Below are 16333 nucleotides of genomic sequence, written 5' to 3'. Positions count from 1 at the left end.
TGCGATATAATGGCTTGCACACGGGCGATGCAGTATGGGCGCACAGTGAATAAATGACATACCGCCTGGAACGTGTTAAAATATTTCTGAAACGGAAAGACTAATCTGGACAGAGAAAAGAGGTTGGTGGCATGAGTCTGGTACCAATGGTTGTGGAAACGACAAGCCGGGGAGAACGCTCATACGATATCTATTCCCGTCTGCTCAAGGATCGCATCATCTTTCTGAGTAATGCGATTGACGATGATGTCGCCAATCTGGTTATTGCACAGTTGCTGTTCCTGGCCGCGGATGACCCCGAGAAAGACATACACTTGTACATCAATTCGCCCGGTGGTTCTGTAACAGCCGGCATGGGTATATATGATACAATGCAATATATCAAACCGGATGTTTCAACGATTTGCGTAGGCATGGCTGCGAGTATGGGCTCACTGCTCCTGACAGCGGGAGCGCCCGGCAAGAGATACGCGCTGACCAACAGTGAAGTCATGATTCATCAGCCGCTTGGCGGCGTTCAGGGGCAGGCGTCCGATATCTGGATTCACACCGACTGGATTCTCAAGACGAGACAGAAGCTGAATCAGATCTATGTAGAACGCACAGGACAGCCCCTTGACAAAATCGAACGGGATACAGACCGCGATAACTTCATGAGCGCAGAGGAAGCGAAGGAATACGGGCTCGTTGACCAGGTTCTATCTTCACCGATCATATCTTAAAGGGGTGGTAAGATGTTTAAATTTAACGATGAAAAGGGTCAGCTGAAATGCTCCTTTTGCGGTAAATCTCAAGAGCAGGTCCGCAAGCTGGTAGCCGGACCTGGTGTTTATATATGTGATGAGTGCATCGAGCTGTGCACGGAGATTGTGGAAGAGGAGCTCGGGCACGAGGAAGAGCTGGATCTGAAGGATATCCCGAAGCCGAAGGAAATCCGTGATATTCTCGATCAATACGTAATCGGTCAGGAGCAGGCGAAGAAATCACTCTCCGTTGCCGTATACAACCACTACAAGCGTGTGAACAGCCAGAGTAAGGTTGAGGATGTAGAGCTGACGAAGAGCAACATCCTGCTGCTCGGACCGACAGGCTCCGGTAAGACACTGCTGGCGCAGACGATGGCGAAGATTCTTAACGTGCCGTTTGCTATTGCCGATGCTACTTCCCTGACGGAAGCTGGTTATGTGGGCGAAGACGTTGAGAACATTCTCCTGAAGCTGATTCAAGCAGCGGATTATGATGTGGAGAAGGCGGAACGCGGCATTATCTATATTGATGAAATTGACAAGGTAGCACGCAAATCCGAGAACCCTTCGATTACGCGTGACGTCTCCGGTGAAGGTGTACAGCAGGCGCTGCTGAAGATCCTGGAAGGTACAGTGGCTTCGGTTCCGCCGCAGGGCGGACGCAAGCACCCTCATCAGGAATTCATCCAGATTGATACCACGAACATTCTGTTCATCGTTGGCGGTGCCTTTGACGGTCTGGAGCAAATGATCAAGCGCCGGATCGGTAAGAAGGTCATCGGCTTCAACGCCGCAGTGGAAGGACAGAAGGATCTCAAGCCTGGCGAATACCTGTCGATGGTATTGCCTGAGGATCTGCTGAAGTTCGGTCTGATCCCTGAGTTCGTAGGGCGTCTGCCGGTTATCTCCACCTTGGAGCCGCTGGATGAGCATACGCTGGTCCGTATCCTCTCCGAGCCGAAGAATGCGCTCGTGAAGCAGTATGTGAAGCTGCTGGAGATGGACAATGTCGCACTGAAGTTCGAGCCGCTGGCCCTTGAAGCCATTGCCAAGGAAGCGATCAAGCGCAATACCGGCGCCCGTGGACTGCGTGCCATTATCGAGAGCATCATGCTCGACGTAATGTACGAGGTGCCTTCGCGTGATGACATCAGAGATTGTGTCATTACCGAACAGGTCGTGCAGGAGAAATCCTTGCCTGAGCTGAGTCTCAAGAAGGATAAGAAGAAGGAAGAGAGCGCGTAAGCCGCTTAACAATACATGCAGAGTCTCCACTTTCTCCGGGCGGAGAGGGTGGGGACTCTGCTCGTTATGGGGGAGAAAACCATGTTCTTGAGACACCAGACCCGTCCTGTAAATGTAGGCGGGGTGATCATTGGGGGAAACAACGAGGTTGCCATCCAAAGCATGTGTACAACCAAAACCGCCGATGTGGAAGCAACCGTAGCTGAGATTCTGCGGCTGGAGGAAGCCGGCTGCCAGATTGTACGCGTGACAGTCAACAATGAAGAAGCGGCGGCAGCCATTAAAGAGATCAAGCGGCAGATTCATATTCCATTGGTTGCAGATATTCACTTCAACTACAAGCTGGCCCTGCTGGCAATTGAGAACGGCATCGACAAGGTGCGGATCAACCCCGGCAACATTGGGCGCCGCGATAAGGTGGAAGCGGTCGTTAAGGCTTGTAAGGACAAGGGAATTCCCATCCGTATCGGAGTGAATGCAGGCTCGCTGGAGAATCACCTGCTGGAGAAATACGGCTATCCGACAGCGGAGGCGATGGTGGAGAGTGCCTTATACCATATCGGGATTCTCGAAGAACTGGATTTCCACGATATTATCGTGTCCTTGAAGGCCTCGGATGTGCCGATGGCCATTGAGGCCTACCGCAAGGCGGCGGAGGTCATTCCTTATCCGCTGCACCTGGGGATTACCGAATCCGGCACCTTGTTCGCCGGAACCGTGAAGAGCTCAGCGGGTATCGGCGCGCTGCTGTCTATGGGCATCGGCAGCACCGTGCGCATCTCCCTGAGTGCTGATCCGGTAGAGGAAGTGAAGGTGGCCCGTGAGCTGCTCAAGACCTTCGGTCTGATCTCGAACGCGGCGACACTGATCTCCTGCCCGACCTGCGGGCGTCTGGATATTGACCTCTTCTCCATTGCCAATGAAGTGGAAGAGTACATCTCCAAGCTGAAGGTGCCGATCAAGGTATCCGTTCTCGGCTGTGCCGTGAATGGTCCGGGGGAAGCCCGTGAAGCGGACATTGGCATCGCCGGGGCACGCGGCGAAGGGCTGCTGTTCCGTTATGGACAGATGATCCGTAAGGTACCTGAAGCGGAACTGGTCAACGAACTGAAGAAGGAAATCGACATCATTGTGGAGCACTTTGAACGGACGGGTGAGATCCCCGGCCGCAAGCATGCCGGACTGGCTCCGGCAGTAACCGCGGGTCATTCAGAGAGCGGTAAGGAAGCGAACTGATTTATCCTATTTTTCCTAATTCCTAATAATAACTGCGCTCCATATTGATGAAGCGCCCCATGCAGAAGCCGGCTCTATTCGACGGTCTGTATGTGGGGCGCTTTTTGGTGTAGGCCGGTACATAATCCGGGTTATCTCTGTCTTTTATATAGTAGCCCTGCCCGCCTGCGGATCATCCGCAAGCGGGCAGGGCTTGTTGCGTGTCCTGGGGCAACAGTGTCTTACGGCTTGGCAGCGGAGGAAGCCAGCTTGCGCCGGATCAGCGCAACCCCATAGACCAGCAGCGGGAGAAATACGAGGTAGATTGAAGCGAACTTCCACCAGACCTTCTGCACCATATCCAGAAGATAGACGATGTTGATATAAATATTGGAGGCAAGGACGAAGAGCAGCACGGCGAAAGGATAGATCAGATGAGTGGTGCGCTTCAGCTGGAAGACCGTCTGCAGATTCTGCAGGAGCAGCAGGAAGAGCAAGGAGATCTTGATGAAGAAGGTCATGATCCAGATCGTCACCAATACGCCTTCGACCCGTTGCAGGACGTTGCCGATATTAATCGCCTTCGCCAGTACGAACACCGGATAAGTGCTATTCGAGGTCTGTTCAATTCCGAGAACCAGCACGCTGAGAAGTGCCAGCACGCAGAGGACTAGCCCGCCGGCGGTGATTCCGCCGAGGAAGGCCCGTGCTTGTTTGCCGGGCAGCTTCACCAGGGGGAGGAAGCCCATCATGACGATAGGCTCCTGGAACATGGCGGACTGGATGCTGGCAGACAGGGCTGGTCCCGGACCATCCTCCAGGATAGGACGGATATGCGTCCAATTGGCTTGAGGAACCAGTGCCAGAATGAGCAGCATCAGCAGAAGCAGGAGCCAGGGGAAGAGCAGCTCACTCAAGCGGGCGAGAATGACGATGCCTTTGCGTGCGCTGATAACGAGGACGAGCAGGAAGATGATTTTGGTTGCCTCCAGCGGGGTCTCAGGCATAACCTCTGTGGTGATGAAGGTGCTCAGATCGCCCAGCAGTGCACTGGTAAGGATGAGTAAATAGAATAAATAAATGAGTGACAATGCCTTGCCAGCCCAACGGCCCAGCACAGACTCCAGAATCTCGAACAGGGTCTGGCCCGGATACAGACGGCAGAGGGCAAGACATAAGAGTGCCATCATAAGATTGATGAACAGGGTGAGGAGAGCAGCAATCCAGGCATCCTCTCTGCCGATTTGCGCCATGGTTCCGGGCAGGTCCAGAATGGAGGTTCCGGTCATCAGCCCGAAGGTCAGGATGAATAATTGTAAGGAGGAGAGGTTCTTGGAATTGCTCACAGGCCCGTCATCCTTTCAGTTCGGTTAGTGTTTAGAAGGATAGCAGCTTGATGATACCGTAGACCCAGTCCATTGGGCGGATCACCGTGGAGCCTGCCATATCAGCAATTGTGAACGATGCTGCAAGCAGACAGAGCGTACAGAAGACCGCCGTATCCTGCGGAGAATGCAGCCGGATCAACCGGGGGAGCTGTATCAGGACAGCGCCAAGCAGGAACAGGAGCAGCAGCCAGTTCCAGATCATTTACGCTCCATCTCCCTTCTCTGCGGCTGAATAATGGAACCAATCCGCCGGATTTCTACCTTGCTCTTGATCTGTACCTTCACATGCTTGAAGTAATCATCCCATTCATCCCGGTACTTCTTCCACACCCGGGGGTATTTGCGGTGGAGCGCTTCGCCGAAGCCGAAGATGTCCGAACCATATTCCTGCTGCACATTCTGGATATTTCCCTCCATATTCGAGATGAACTTATCCTCAATCCCGGCCTGGACGATCATGATATTGGCCGGCTTAGTGAGGTCAAGGGTACTCTGAACGGTGGTAAGATCGGCCTCCGCATGGATGGAGAGCGTGAATTCAGGCTCACCGGCAGAGTTGAGGCGGGGCACAATGCGGCTCTCCGAGCGGGTGATGATGAATCCGACCTTGCCTCCATCCGGGCAGGTGACATTGCCGTTGGAGGAATCGACCTCATTCAGCGCGTAATTAAGCGTTTTGCTGGAGCTTTCATTCAGCCAGCCGACCAGACGGTCTTTTTTGAAAATAGCGATTCCCGCCTGGACAATCTGTGACTTCGGCACAATCGATTCAACGTTCTTGAGGGAGCTGCCGTCAGTCACATCTCCCTTCAGCCGCACCCCTGACATAATGGGATTGGAGCCGCCGCGCTCCAGCTCAAGAATGAACTGCTGCAAGGTAATGCTGCCGGTCGCCGCCCAATGCTTGTGGGAGACCAGGATGGAGGAATAGAGTGAATTGGCGGGAATCTGCTCGAAGGGCGTGTTAATCTCCAGGATGTCAGAGGCCTGGGATTGCTTCGCCACTACCAGGAAGAAATCACTGCGGAGCTGGTGAGCCCGTGTAATGAAGTCTACGATATCACTGACCCCCTGCCGGGCGAGCTTCTCTCCCAGGACAAGCACCCGGATATGAGATAAGTAGAGGGTGCGCGGGGCTGTGCTGAGCATATGCTGAAGGGCGTCGGGAACTGTCTGGCCTACCGCTTTGTAGGTAATAACCGGCAGGCTTTTGCCTGATTCTCCCTTATTATTGCGGGCTTCCCCGGAATTCAGCACCTGTGCGGACACGGCGTACCCTTCAGGAGCGGCATCAATCCCCAGCGCCATCACCACCGCCAGCTCATTCAGCTCCTTGCTGCTCCAGCAGCCAGGCAGCACTGCCAGACTAAGGACCAGCAGCAGGCAGACAGCCTGTTGGATACGGTGGGTAAGCATAGAAGCACTCCTCTCTGTCAGTTATGCCCGGTGTATTTCTTCATGCTGCGCCTGGACAGCCGGATGAGACTGTCCTTCTGGCTCAGCGTCTGCCAAGGGGCGTAGGAAGTCATGTAAGGAATGCCCATGGACTCCAGGCTGCATAGATGGAGACCCAGAATGAGTAAGGCGACAATAATTCCGTATAAGCCGAAGGATGCGCCAATGGCCATCATCACGAAGCGGAGAATCCGTACCGAGATCCCGACATTGAAGGCGGGCAGTGCGAAGTTGGAGATGGCTGTAATAGAGACGACGATGACCATAGCAGCCGACACCAGCCCCGCATCCACCGCCGCCTGGCCGATCACGAGTGTACCTACGATAGAGACGGACTGGCCCATCGATTTGGGCAGCCGGATGCCGGCCTCGCGCAGAATCTCGAAGGTGATCTCCATCAGGAAGGCTTCCAGGAAGGCCGGGAACGGAATACCTTCACGCTGCCCGATCAGGCTGATCAGCAGGGTGGTCGGAATCATCTCCTGGTGGAAGGTCGTAATTGCAATATAGAAGGCCGGGGTCAGCAGGGCTACCGCGAAGCAGAAATACCGGAGAATACGGACCAGACTGGCAAAATCGCTCCGCTGATAGTAATCCTCACTCGACTGGAAGAACTGGACGAACAAAGCGGGGACGATGAGCACGAATGGCGTTCCTTCCACCAGAATCGTGACCCGTCCTTCAAGCAGTGCTGAGGCGGCCGAATCCGGGCGCTCTGTATTGTACACTGTTGGAAAAGGGGTGTAATGCGGGTACTGGATCATCTCCTCGATGTAATTGCTCTCCAGCACACTGTCCAGCTTGGCGGCATCCAGCCTCCTCCGCAGCTCCTGCAATACTTCAGAATCCACATTGCCTTCAATATACATGACGGCAACGTTAGTCTGTGTCTGCTCCCCCAGGATCCTCTCTTCAATACGCAGCTTCGGATTCTGAATTCTGCGGCGGATGAGGGCGGTGTTATCCCGCAAGGATTCCGTGAAGCCTTCACGCGGCCCTCTGACCACAGTCTGGGAGCCGGCGTCCTCCACGGCACGCTGCTTCAGTGCTTCCGTCCCGGCCGACAGGGCCACATCACTTCCGTCCAGGAATACGATAGAATTGCCGGCGAGCAGTTCCTTCTCCACCCTGGAATATTGGCGGAGCTCCCCGACCTTGCCGAGTGATAGAGTCCGTTCTTGCAGCAGCCTCAGGCAGCTTGCCGGCTCCGGGGTGCTGATGTCATTGAACAGACTCTCATCCTCATGGATGGCCTGGATCAAATCCTGGGGTTCAGCCATGCCTTCAATATAGATAATGACAGCGGAGAGCGGTCCGAGCTTGATGAACCGGTAGATAATATCTGTACTTGTGCCCAGGCGGTCCTGCAGCTCATCGATGAATGAAGCCATGGATTGCGGGAGCTTCTCCTGCGTTTCCTCTATAAGTTTCGTCTGTCGCATAACTTATTACCTCCTCCCGTCGCGTATAGTCTTTCCGTTTGTGGAAATCCTATGCAATCTATGGGCGTGCGGACAGGGAGAAGGGATTCCGGTTTTTTTGGCGCTGGCGTTTATGAATGAGGGAAAAGGCTATACTACCTAGTAGTAGCTGAAAGCTGAATACAGAACAGGTAGCAGGAAGGATACAGGAGGGTTGACCTATGGAACTAAGTATATTGCTGATGGTCGTGCAGCTCTTTTTCGCGCTGGTCATCGGCGTTTATTTTTGGAATCTGCTGCGGGGGCAAAAAACGAACAAGACGGCGGTGGACAGGGAATCGCGCAAGGAGCTGGACAAGCTGCGCAAGATGCGGATGATCTCGCTGACCAAGCCGCTCTCGGAGCGCACCCGCCCGGCTTCCATTGATGATATTGTCGGACAGAAGGACGGGCTGCGTGCGCTGAAGGCTGCACTCTGCAGTGCGAATCCGCAGCATGTCATTATCTACGGGCCGCCCGGTGTAGGGAAGACGGCAGCGGCGCGGGTCGTTATGGAGGAAGCGAAGAAAAGCGCGCTCTCCCCATTCAAGCGTGATGCCAAATTCACCGAGATTGACGCTACTACCGCGCGGTTCGATGAGCGGGGAATTGCCGATCCGTTAATCGGCTCTGTGCATGATCCGATCTATCAGGGGGCAGGAGCGATGGGCGTGGCCGGAGTCCCGCAGCCGAAGCCGGGTGCGGTAACCAAGGCGCATGGGGGAATTCTGTTCCTCGATGAGATTGGAGAGCTGCATCCCATCCAGATGAACAAGCTGCTGAAGGTGCTGGAGGACCGTAAGGTGCTGCTGGAGAGCGCCTATTACAATTCGGAGGACAGCAATACGCCGGCGTATATCCACGATATCTTTCAGAATGGCCTGCCTGCCGATTTCCGGCTGGTAGGCGCGACGACACGGTCACCGGAGGAGATCTCGCCTGCGCTGCGTTCGCGCTGCATGGAGATCTATTTCCGGCCGCTGCTGCCGGAGGAGATTGCGGTGATCGGCCGCGATGCGATCCAGAAGATCGGGCTGAAGCCAAGCCCCGAAGCGGTGGAGGTTGTACAGCAGTATGCCACGAACGGCCGCGAGGCGGTGAACATGATTCAGCTCGCCGCCGGTCTGGCCTTGACCGAAGGCCGCGATACGCTGAGCGCGGCAGAGGTGGAGTGGGTTGCCAGCAGCAGCCAGCTGCCGCTGCGCACGGAGCGCAAGATCCCGTCCGCGCCGCAGATCGGGCTGGTGAACGGCCTTGCGGTCTATGGTCCGGGCATGGGCACCCTGCTGGAGATTGAGGTCTCGGCCTCCCCGGCAGCGGGCGGGCAGGGACGGGTGAATATCACTGGCGTGGTTGACGAAGAGGAGACCCGCGGCGGCTCGCGGACCGTGCGGCGCAAGAGCATGGCCCGCGGCTCGGTCGAGAATGTGCTGACCGTCCTGCGGACAATGAAGCTGGACCCGGACCGGTACGATCTGCACATTAACTTTCCCGGCGGGACGCCGATTGACGGGCCGTCGGCCGGCGTAGCGATGGCGGTGGCGATTGTCTCCGCCATCCGGCAGCTGCCGGTGGACAACACGGTGGCAATCACCGGGGAGATCGGCATCCATGGCCGGGTGAAGCCGGTCGGCGGCGTAGTCGCCAAGGTAGAGGCCGCCTTCCAGGCGGGAGCTACGACTGTACTGATCCCGAAGGAGAACTGGCAGTCGCTGTTCGCTGATCTCGGCCCCTTGCGGGTCATACCGCTGGAGACGGTGGAGGAGGCCTTCCGCCACCTGTTCGGCACCGGTACGGCGGACATCAGAATGCCCGCCGTGTCCGGCGAGACCTTCTCTTCTTCGCCTTCTCTGCTGAAGGCGGATGCTTCGGGAGAGAGTCTGCCGGGCTAAGCTGGATAGACTGACAGAGGAATCCCCCGGCAGTTATCTGCCGGGGGATTTTTTAATGAACCGTCTCACGGCATAGGACGCCGGGATTGAGCGAATACTAGCGGGTGACTGTGCCGGTTAAGCGGCATTATGGGCAGGGGCTGTTGGTGTTTTGATGCCGCTTTTGTTAGAATGAATGCATATGACACTACTTATGAACCATGGGAGGTGCGAAAGCGATGATACAAAGCAAATCCAAAGGTCGTCGTTTTCCTTTATTACCGCTTAGAGGTCTTCTTGTGTATCCCAGTATGGTTCTGCATCTGGATGTGGGCCGCGAGAAGTCCGTCCGGGCACTAGAGAAAGCTATGGTTGAAGATAACCTGATTCTCCTCTGCTCCCAGTCGGAAGTGAATATTGAGGAGCCGGGACAAGAGGATATATTCCGCGTCGGAACGGTTGCCAATGTGCGGCAGATGCTGAAGCTTCCGAACGGCACGATCCGTGTGCTGGTGGAAGGCGTAGAGCGGGCGGAGATCATTCATTATACGGACAACGAGGATTACTATGAGGTGATGGCGCGCGAGCTGCCGGAGCAGGAGGATGTGGACCAGGAGAGCGATGCCCTGATGCGCAGCGTGCTGAGCCAGTTCGAGCACTATATCACCCTGTCCAAGAAGGTCACCCCGGAGACGCTCGCTGCCGTGTCCGATATCGAGGAGCCCGGGCGGCTGGCGGATGTGATCACCAGTCATCTGGCGCTGAAGATCAAGGATAAGCAGGAGATTCTGGAGACGATCGATGTCAGCAAGCGTCTGGAGAAGCTGCTCGATATTCTCAACAATGAGCGCGAGGTGCTGGAGCTCGAACGCAAGATCAGCCAGCGTGTGAAGAAGCAGATGGAGAAGACCCAGAAGGAATATTACCTGCGCGAGCAGATGAAGGCGATCCAGAAGGAGCTAGGCGAGAAGGAAGGCCGGGCCGGTGAAGCCGATGAGCTGCGCGCCCTGATGGAGGAGAAGAACCTCCCCGAACGGGTGCAGGAGAAGATTGAGAAGGAGATCGACCGTCTGGAGAAAATGCCGGCAAGCTCGGCAGAAGGCAGCGTTATCCGCAACTACGTGGATTGGCTGCTGGGTCTGCCCTGGAGCGAATCGACAGAGGATGACCTTGATATCCGCAAGGCGGAAGAGGTGCTGGATGCGGACCATTACGGTCTTGAGAAGCCGAAGGAACGCGTGCTGGAATATCTGGCCGTGCAGAAGCTGGTCAAGGGTCTGAAGGGCCCGATTCTGTGTCTGGTAGGTCCTCCGGGTGTCGGCAAAACCTCGCTCGCCCGCTCCATCGCCCGCTCCCTGAACCGCAAGTTCGTCCGTATCTCGCTGGGCGGCGTGCGGGATGAAGCGGAGATCCGCGGCCACCGCCGGACCTATGTCGGGGCGATGCCGGGCCGGATCATCCAGGGGATGAAGACCGCAGGCAGCATTAATCCGGTGTTCCTGCTGGATGAGATCGACAAGATGGCCGCAGACTTCCGCGGCGATCCGTCGGCAGCCTTGCTGGAGGTGCTGGACCCGGAGCAGAACAACACGTTCAGCGACCACTTCGTCGAGCTGCCGTTCGACCTGTCGAATGTCATGTTCGTCACCACGGCGAATGCAGTGCACAACATTCCGCGCCCGCTGCTGGACCGGATGGAGATGCTGTTCATTCCCGGTTATACGGAGCTGGAGAAGCTGCAGATTGCCAGCCGTTATCTGCTGCCGAAGCAGCGCAAGAGCCACGGCCTTGCGGAGGAGCAGTTATCTATCGGGGACGATACGCTGCTGAAGATCGTCCGCGAGTATACCCGGGAATCCGGGGTGCGGAACCTGGAACAGCAGATTGCCGCTCTCTGCCGCAAGGCGGCCAAGCAGATTGTCTCGGAAGAGAAGGAACGCGTCAGCATCCTCCCGGAGGAGGTCAAGGATTATCTGGGAGCCGCCAAGTTCCGCTATGGAATGGCAGAGCTGGAGGATCAGATCGGCACCGTCACCGGGCTGGCCTGGACCGAGGTGGGCGGCGATACGCTGCTGATCGAGGTGACGGTCGTTCAGGGCACCGGCAAGCTGACGCTGACCGGACAGCTCGGCGATGTGATGAAGGAGTCGGCGCAGGCCGCCTTCAGCTATACCCGCTCGAAGGCGGAGGAGCTGGGGCTGGCGCCCGATTTTCACGAGAAGAACGATATTCATATCCACATTCCCGAAGGGGCCATTCCCAAGGACGGCCCGTCCGCCGGGATTACGATCGCTACGGCGCTGATCTCGGCGCTCACCAAGCGGTATGTCTCCAAGCATGTGGCGATGACCGGCGAGATTACGCTGCGCGGACGCGTCCTGCCCATCGGAGGGCTTAAGGAGAAATCGCTGGCCGCGCACCGTGCAGGCTATAAGAAGATTCTCATGCCGAAGGACAATGAGCGCGACCTTAAGGATATCCCGGAGAGCGTCCGTAATGATGTAGAGTTCGTGCCGGTCTCCCATATGGATCAGGTGCTGAAGCACGCGCTCGTAGATCCTGCGGTCAGCAGAGACGCCTCGCCGGATACCGAAGAAATAAGCATTGAAGCGCCGAGTAGTGTGCATTAGAAAGGGAGTCCTATGAAAGTTAACAACGCTGAATTTGTGATTAGTGCCGTCGGCCCTGATCAATACCCTGTGGATGCCTTGCCGGAGATTGCTCTGGCAGGGCGCTCCAACGTAGGGAAGTCCTCTCTGATCAACAAGATGATTAACCGCAAGAATCTGGCCCGCACCAGTTCTACACCGGGCAAGACGCAGCATATGAACTATTACCGTGTGAATGAGAGCATGTATTTTGTTGATTTTCCGGGCTATGGTTATGCCAAGGTCTCGAAGACGCAGCGCGCCTCCTGGGGCAAAATGGTGGAGAAATACATGGCGGAGCGCGAGACGCTGAAGATGGTGCTGCTGGTGGTGGATCTGCGCCACCCGCCGACCAGTGACGACAAAATGATGTTCGACTGGCTGAAGCATTACGATCTGCCGCTCTGCGTAGTGGCCACCAAAGCGGATAAGATTCCGAAGACCCGCTGGCCGAAGCATATCAAGATCATGAAGCAGGAGCTCGGTGTGCTGCCGGGGGACAGCTTCATTGCCTATTCATCCGAGCTTGGACTCGGCAAAGACGAACTATGGGAACTTATTGATAGACATACTCTACCTACTGAAGAAGGGCTTCCGGCAGAACCGGAGGATCAGGATTCCGGGGATGAACCGCAGCACGAGGCCTCTTCCGAGACTTAAGGGTTTGTCAGGAAGAATCGAGGGATGGTTATGGCTCAGCGTCTGGCGATGGAATATGTGAATGCAACGATGCAAATGACCGAATTTCAGCTCGAACAGCTTCTGCATACCGAAGGTACGCGGCATATCAGCCACCGGGTGAAGGTGCTGGGCGCGGGTGAACAGGAGCTAGTGCTGGAGGAGGCCGGGGGCGAGGAGGTCCACCTGACGTTTGAACGCAAGGGCGGCGTCTATATCGGCTCCTTGTCCTGCAGAGTCGAGAATCCTCATCTGATGAATGCAGTGCGCAAGCTATTCTTCACCTACAAAGGCACGGGAACCGTGAACCGCATTTATAAAGATATTACCATGATGTATTACTATGAGGGCGGCTCGGTGCGCCGGATTTCCGAGGTTCGTCCGGAAGGCACCAAGCTGATCTATCAGCACAAATATTCGCTGGCAGAGATGCACTCTATCTATAAGCGGCAGACGGTAGAATCCGAGATTAGGCTGATCCGGCAAGAGATTAACCGTCTGCTGGATATCCGCAACCGCGTTAGGCAGGAAGCGGTAGTCTGCGAAGTGGATGAGCAGCTTGCTGCCGCTGCTTTCCGGCTGTTTCAATTGGAAGCGTAAGTGATAATGTTTAAAAAGATGGCAATCATTTCCTAGTGAAATGGTTGTATTTTTTTGACGAAATCTATACAAAACCTTGACGAAGGGACCGATAAACAACATATGATAGATATCCATAGCCACATTCTACCCTTCATGGATGACGGGGCCGCTGATGTTGAGGCCGCTCTCGCCATGGCGCAAGACGCCCATAACGACGGTATTTCGGTTGTAGTTGCTACGCCTCACCATGCGAACGGAGTCTATATGAATCCGGCTCAGGAGATTGAAGCGGCGGTGAAGGCGCTTAACGCGAAGCTCCAGGAGGCGGGTAACCCGCTGCAGGTGCTGCCCGGCCAGGAGATCCGGCTCTACGGGGATCTGCTCGATGATCTGGAGCGGGGACAACTGCTGACGCTGGCTGGCTCCCGGTATATTCTTCTAGAGATGCCCTCCTCGCGGGTGCCGCGCAATATGGAGGAGACCTGCCATGAGCTGATCATCCAGGGATTCGTTCCCGTGATCGCCCACCCGGAGCGCAACGCAGAGATTGCCGCAGACCCGTCCAGGCTGGTGAAGCTCATTGAGCTTGGCGCACTGGGCCAGCTTACTGCACAGAGTATTGCCGGCGTGTTCGGGAGCAAGCTGCAGAAGCTGTCGCTCGAGCTGTGCAGACGGCAGGCGGTCCATGTCATTGCTTCAGATGCGCATGATCATGTGAACCGTCCCTTTGGATTAAGTGAGGCTTACGGGGTGGTGAAGCGGGAATTGGGCGCCGAGGCGTTCGACTTTTTTCTGCATAATTCGCGTTCCATCATTGCAAATGATGAGGTCTTTCGAGCTAATCCTGCTCAATCTAACAACAAACTTCATAGATTGTTCGGATTTTTTTCGCGTAAAGGGTGACCGCTCATGTCATTAATGGTAGAATGGGTATTACTGGATTCTTGCACTACTATATATTCCAAATACATACAAAGAGGTGGATGACAAGTGACTTTGAAGAAAAAACTGGCAGTATCTACTCTAGCAGTAAGTATGGCAGCGGCATCCGTTGCCGGATTCCCGTTCAGCAGCAAGGGGCTGGCTGAGCATTTCGGAATCAGTACCGCATCTGCGGCAGCTGTATCCCAGGCAGATGTGAAGGCGAAGGTTGAGAAGATTTATGCTCAGTTGACAGAAGCAGACAGAAAAGCGTTGCTTGCTTATGAGTTGGAAGCTGGAAATATTAGCGCTGAGAAGTTCGAGCAGATATTCAAGCCAGTGCTGGACAAACTTACCTTCCTGAATGAAGCTGACGTAGAAACTGCTCATGAAGCTTTTAAGAGCGTATCCAGCGTTGTCTACGATGTGTATGAGAAGGATTACACGGCAATTAAGGATATCCGTTATAACGTCAAGAATGTTGAGCTTGCAAAGAAGATTGCAGCTAAGGCTGGCGTAGATAATCTTACAGCTGAGGACTTCACTGAATTCCTGTTCGGTACTAAAGGCATTGAAGCTGAACTTCGCACAATGATCAGCAGTAAGTCCAAGGCTGATTTGATTAACCTGATCGCTAATGCTTCCAGCACCGATGATGCTCTGAATACATTGCTGAATGAAGCTATTGAAAAGGTACTTAACCACAACACTGTTGAGGGTGGCCTGACTGTAAGTCAAGTAGTTTACAATCTTAATATTACCCCTGGCGATATTAAGCTCAGCCTGAAGAACCTGAATGATATAGTTCCAACTGCTAAGCCTGCAGTGAAGGCTCTTGCTCTAGCGTATGTAAGAGCGTACATCAACGAACCCGTAACTCCTGGACCTAGCAATCCAGATGGTGGCGGCACTGGCGGCGGTACTGGTGGCGTAACAACTCCGGTTACGAACCCAACAGCTACACCTGGCCTGTATGATGTATCCAAGCTGGTAACCATCGTAGGCGACAAGGCTACCCTGAAGTTGGTAGATGCCGATGTACTGAAGGCATTCGATGCCCTGGTTGCAGCCAATGCCGGTAAGACGGGCCTGACGCTGACCCTGAACCTGGGTACAGTGAATGCGGCTACAGTTGAAGTACCATTGTCCAAGGCAATCATCGAAGCGGCTAAGGCCAAAGGCATTGCCAATATCGCCATTACCTTCAACGGCTTGACCGTAACGATTCCGGTAGGACAGTTCAGCGAAGCGGTTACCCTGACTGCTTCCACCGTAGCAGATACAACAGTAACCTCGGTATCCAGCCTGAAGCTGGCATCCAGCGTATATGATTTCGATCTGAAGGTTGGCGGTGTTGCTACAACTACCTTCAAGGAGCCAATCACCCTGAAGCTGCCGCTTAAGAACACTGAAGGCCTGGACCGCGAACTGCTGTCCGTAGCTAAGGTAGTCTACGGCGCACTGCAATTCCAGGGCGGTGTTGTAGACGGCGATCATATCACTGAACCGCGTGACACCTTCTCCTCCTATGCAGTACTGGAGAACAAAGTTACCTTCAAGGATATCGCAAGTGTTCAGGCTTGGGCCGGAAGACAGATCTCCGTGGTAGCAGCTAAGGGCGCCATTGAAGGCGTAGGCAACGATAACTTTGCTCCGAAGAGCAATGTAACCCGTGCAGAATTCGCCAAGATGCTGATCCGTGCACTGAACCTGGAGAACAACTCCGCGAAGCAGAGCTTCAGCGATGTAAGCTCCACAGCATGGTATGCCCCTTACGTAGCCGTTGCTGCTGAGAAGGGAATCATCACTGGACGCAGTGCAGCACAGTTCGATCCTACGGCAACCATTACCCGTGCGGAAATGGCAACGATGATTGCCCGTGCTGTGAAGGCGCAGAAGCCTGAAGCTGTAACTAATGCCAGCTCCCTGAGCAAGTTCTCCGATGCAGGCAAGATCGCTGCTTCCCTGAAGGACGGCGTAGCCTTCGCTGCCAGCAATAACCTGGTTATCGGCAATGCCGGCAAGTTCAATCCGAACAACACAGCTACACGCGCAGAAGCAGCCGTAATTATCTACCGCACGATCAACTTCAAGTAAGTCAATAGTAATGTGGAGAGCCTCCTC

13 protein-coding genes are annotated in these 16333 nt (G+C 55.0%); 9 read left to right on the top strand and 4 right to left on the bottom strand.

Features of this window, described 5'->3' with window-relative positions; genetic code table 11:
• The first annotated feature begins 131 nt into the window (after positions 1-131).
• The 3 genes from clpP to ispG all read left to right on the top strand — a co-directional run bounded on the left by clpP (position 132) and on the right by ispG (position 3227).
• Positions 132-722: an ATP-dependent Clp endopeptidase proteolytic subunit ClpP gene (gene clpP / locus K1558_RS13775; protein WP_238652163.1), complete on the top strand. Its 591-nt coding sequence runs from the start codon at positions 132-134 to the stop codon at positions 720-722.
• A 12-nt stretch (positions 723-734) separates the two neighbouring features.
• Entirely contained in the window at positions 735-1991 is a 1257-nt protein-coding gene (clpX, locus tag K1558_RS13770) for an ATP-dependent protease ATP-binding subunit ClpX (RefSeq protein ID WP_238652162.1), read from the top strand.
• An 81-nt stretch (positions 1992-2072) separates the two neighbouring features.
• On the top strand, positions 2073-3227 hold the full coding sequence (gene ispG / locus K1558_RS13765) for a flavodoxin-dependent (E)-4-hydroxy-3-methylbut-2-enyl-diphosphate synthase (RefSeq protein WP_238652161.1): 1155 nt from the start codon (positions 2073-2075) through the stop codon (positions 3225-3227).
• Positions 3228-3448: 221 nt separating this feature from the next.
• On the opposite strand, the gene K1558_RS13760 is transcribed toward ispG, so the two are convergent.
• Genes K1558_RS13760 through K1558_RS13745 form a run of 4 tightly spaced genes read right to left on the bottom strand, consistent with a single transcriptional unit; the run spans position 3449 to position 7491 of the window.
• Positions 3449-4552, bottom strand: a complete 1104-nt coding sequence (locus K1558_RS13760) for a GerAB/ArcD/ProY family transporter (protein ID WP_238652160.1) — start codon at positions 4550-4552, stop codon at positions 3449-3451.
• 31 nt (positions 4553-4583) lie between these two features.
• A complete protein-coding gene (locus tag K1558_RS13755; RefSeq protein WP_238652159.1) occupies positions 4584-4796 on the bottom strand; it encodes a hypothetical protein in 213 nt (70 codons plus the stop codon).
• Positions 4793-6010, bottom strand: coding sequence for a Ger(x)C family spore germination protein (locus tag K1558_RS13750; RefSeq protein ID WP_238652158.1), 1218 nt, complete (start codon positions 6008-6010; stop codon positions 4793-4795). Before K1558_RS13750 ends, K1558_RS13755 begins: the two co-directional genes overlap by 4 nt.
• Before the next feature lie 17 nt (positions 6011-6027).
• A complete protein-coding gene (locus K1558_RS13745; protein ID WP_238652157.1) occupies positions 6028-7491 on the bottom strand; it encodes a spore germination protein in 1464 nt (487 codons plus the stop codon).
• A gap of 200 nt (positions 7492-7691) precedes the next feature.
• Between K1558_RS13745 and lonB the strand changes: the two genes are divergently transcribed.
• From lonB to K1558_RS13715, 6 genes are all read left to right on the top strand, one after another.
• Complete coding sequence (gene lonB / locus K1558_RS13740; protein ID WP_238652156.1) at positions 7692-9401, top strand: ATP-dependent protease LonB; 1710 nt, start codon at positions 7692-7694, stop codon at positions 9399-9401.
• 218 nt (positions 9402-9619) lie between these two features.
• Complete coding sequence (lon, locus tag K1558_RS13735; protein WP_238652155.1) at positions 9620-12010, top strand: endopeptidase La; 2391 nt, start codon at positions 9620-9622, stop codon at positions 12008-12010.
• A 12-nt stretch (positions 12011-12022) separates the two neighbouring features.
• Complete coding sequence (gene yihA / locus K1558_RS13730) at positions 12023-12688, top strand: ribosome biogenesis GTP-binding protein YihA/YsxC (protein WP_238652154.1); 666 nt, start codon at positions 12023-12025, stop codon at positions 12686-12688.
• Positions 12689-12712: 24 nt separating this feature from the next.
• On the top strand, positions 12713-13306 hold the full coding sequence (locus tag K1558_RS13725; protein WP_238652153.1) for a non-ribosomal peptide synthetase module: 594 nt from the start codon (positions 12713-12715) through the stop codon (positions 13304-13306).
• Between the two features lie 102 nt (positions 13307-13408).
• On the top strand, positions 13409-14191 hold the full coding sequence (locus K1558_RS13720; RefSeq protein WP_238652152.1) for a tyrosine-protein phosphatase: 783 nt from the start codon (positions 13409-13411) through the stop codon (positions 14189-14191).
• A gap of 87 nt (positions 14192-14278) precedes the next feature.
• The gene (locus K1558_RS13715) at positions 14279-16306 is read left to right on the top strand and encodes an S-layer homology domain-containing protein (protein WP_238652151.1); all 2028 of its coding nucleotides are present in this window, start codon (positions 14279-14281) and stop codon (positions 16304-16306) included.
• Positions 16307-16333: the final 27 nt, after the last annotated feature.

It is taken from the genome of Paenibacillus piscarius, from assembly GCF_022234545.1.
In the GTDB taxonomy this organism is placed as follows: Bacteria; Bacillota; Bacilli; order Paenibacillales; family Paenibacillaceae; genus Paenibacillus_AQ; species Paenibacillus_AQ piscarius.
Note: the sequence above shows the minus strand (reverse complement) of the source record. Positions and strands in the feature narration are given on the sequence as shown.

What these genes read in the sequence shown, in the direction of transcription:
- clpP (WP_238652163.1), top strand. Translation starts at nt 132, where the DNA reads ATGAGTCTGGTACCAATGGTTGTGGAAACGACAAGCCGGGGAGAACGC.
- clpX (WP_238652162.1), top strand. Translation starts at nt 735, where the DNA reads ATGTTTAAATTTAACGATGAAAAGGGTCAGCTGAAATGCTCCTTTTGC.
- ispG (WP_238652161.1), top strand. Translation starts at nt 2,073, where the DNA reads ATGTTCTTGAGACACCAGACCCGTCCTGTAAATGTAGGCGGGGTGATC.
- K1558_RS13755 (WP_238652159.1), bottom strand. Translation starts at nt 4,796, where the DNA reads ATGATCTGGAACTGGCTGCTGCTCCTGTTCCTGCTTGGCGCTGTCCTG.
- K1558_RS13750 (WP_238652158.1), bottom strand. Translation starts at nt 6,010, where the DNA reads ATGCTTACCCACCGTATCCAACAGGCTGTCTGCCTGCTGCTGGTCCTT.
- K1558_RS13745 (WP_238652157.1), bottom strand. Translation starts at nt 7,491, where the DNA reads ATGCGACAGACGAAACTTATAGAGGAAACGCAGGAGAAGCTCCCGCAA.
- lonB (WP_238652156.1), top strand. Translation starts at nt 7,692, where the DNA reads ATGGAACTAAGTATATTGCTGATGGTCGTGCAGCTCTTTTTCGCGCTG.
- lon (WP_238652155.1), top strand. Translation starts at nt 9,620, where the DNA reads ATGATACAAAGCAAATCCAAAGGTCGTCGTTTTCCTTTATTACCGCTT.
- yihA (WP_238652154.1), top strand. Translation starts at nt 12,023, where the DNA reads ATGAAAGTTAACAACGCTGAATTTGTGATTAGTGCCGTCGGCCCTGAT.
- K1558_RS13725 (WP_238652153.1), top strand. Translation starts at nt 12,713, where the DNA reads ATGGTTATGGCTCAGCGTCTGGCGATGGAATATGTGAATGCAACGATG.
- K1558_RS13720 (WP_238652152.1), top strand. Translation starts at nt 13,409, where the DNA reads ATGATAGATATCCATAGCCACATTCTACCCTTCATGGATGACGGGGCC.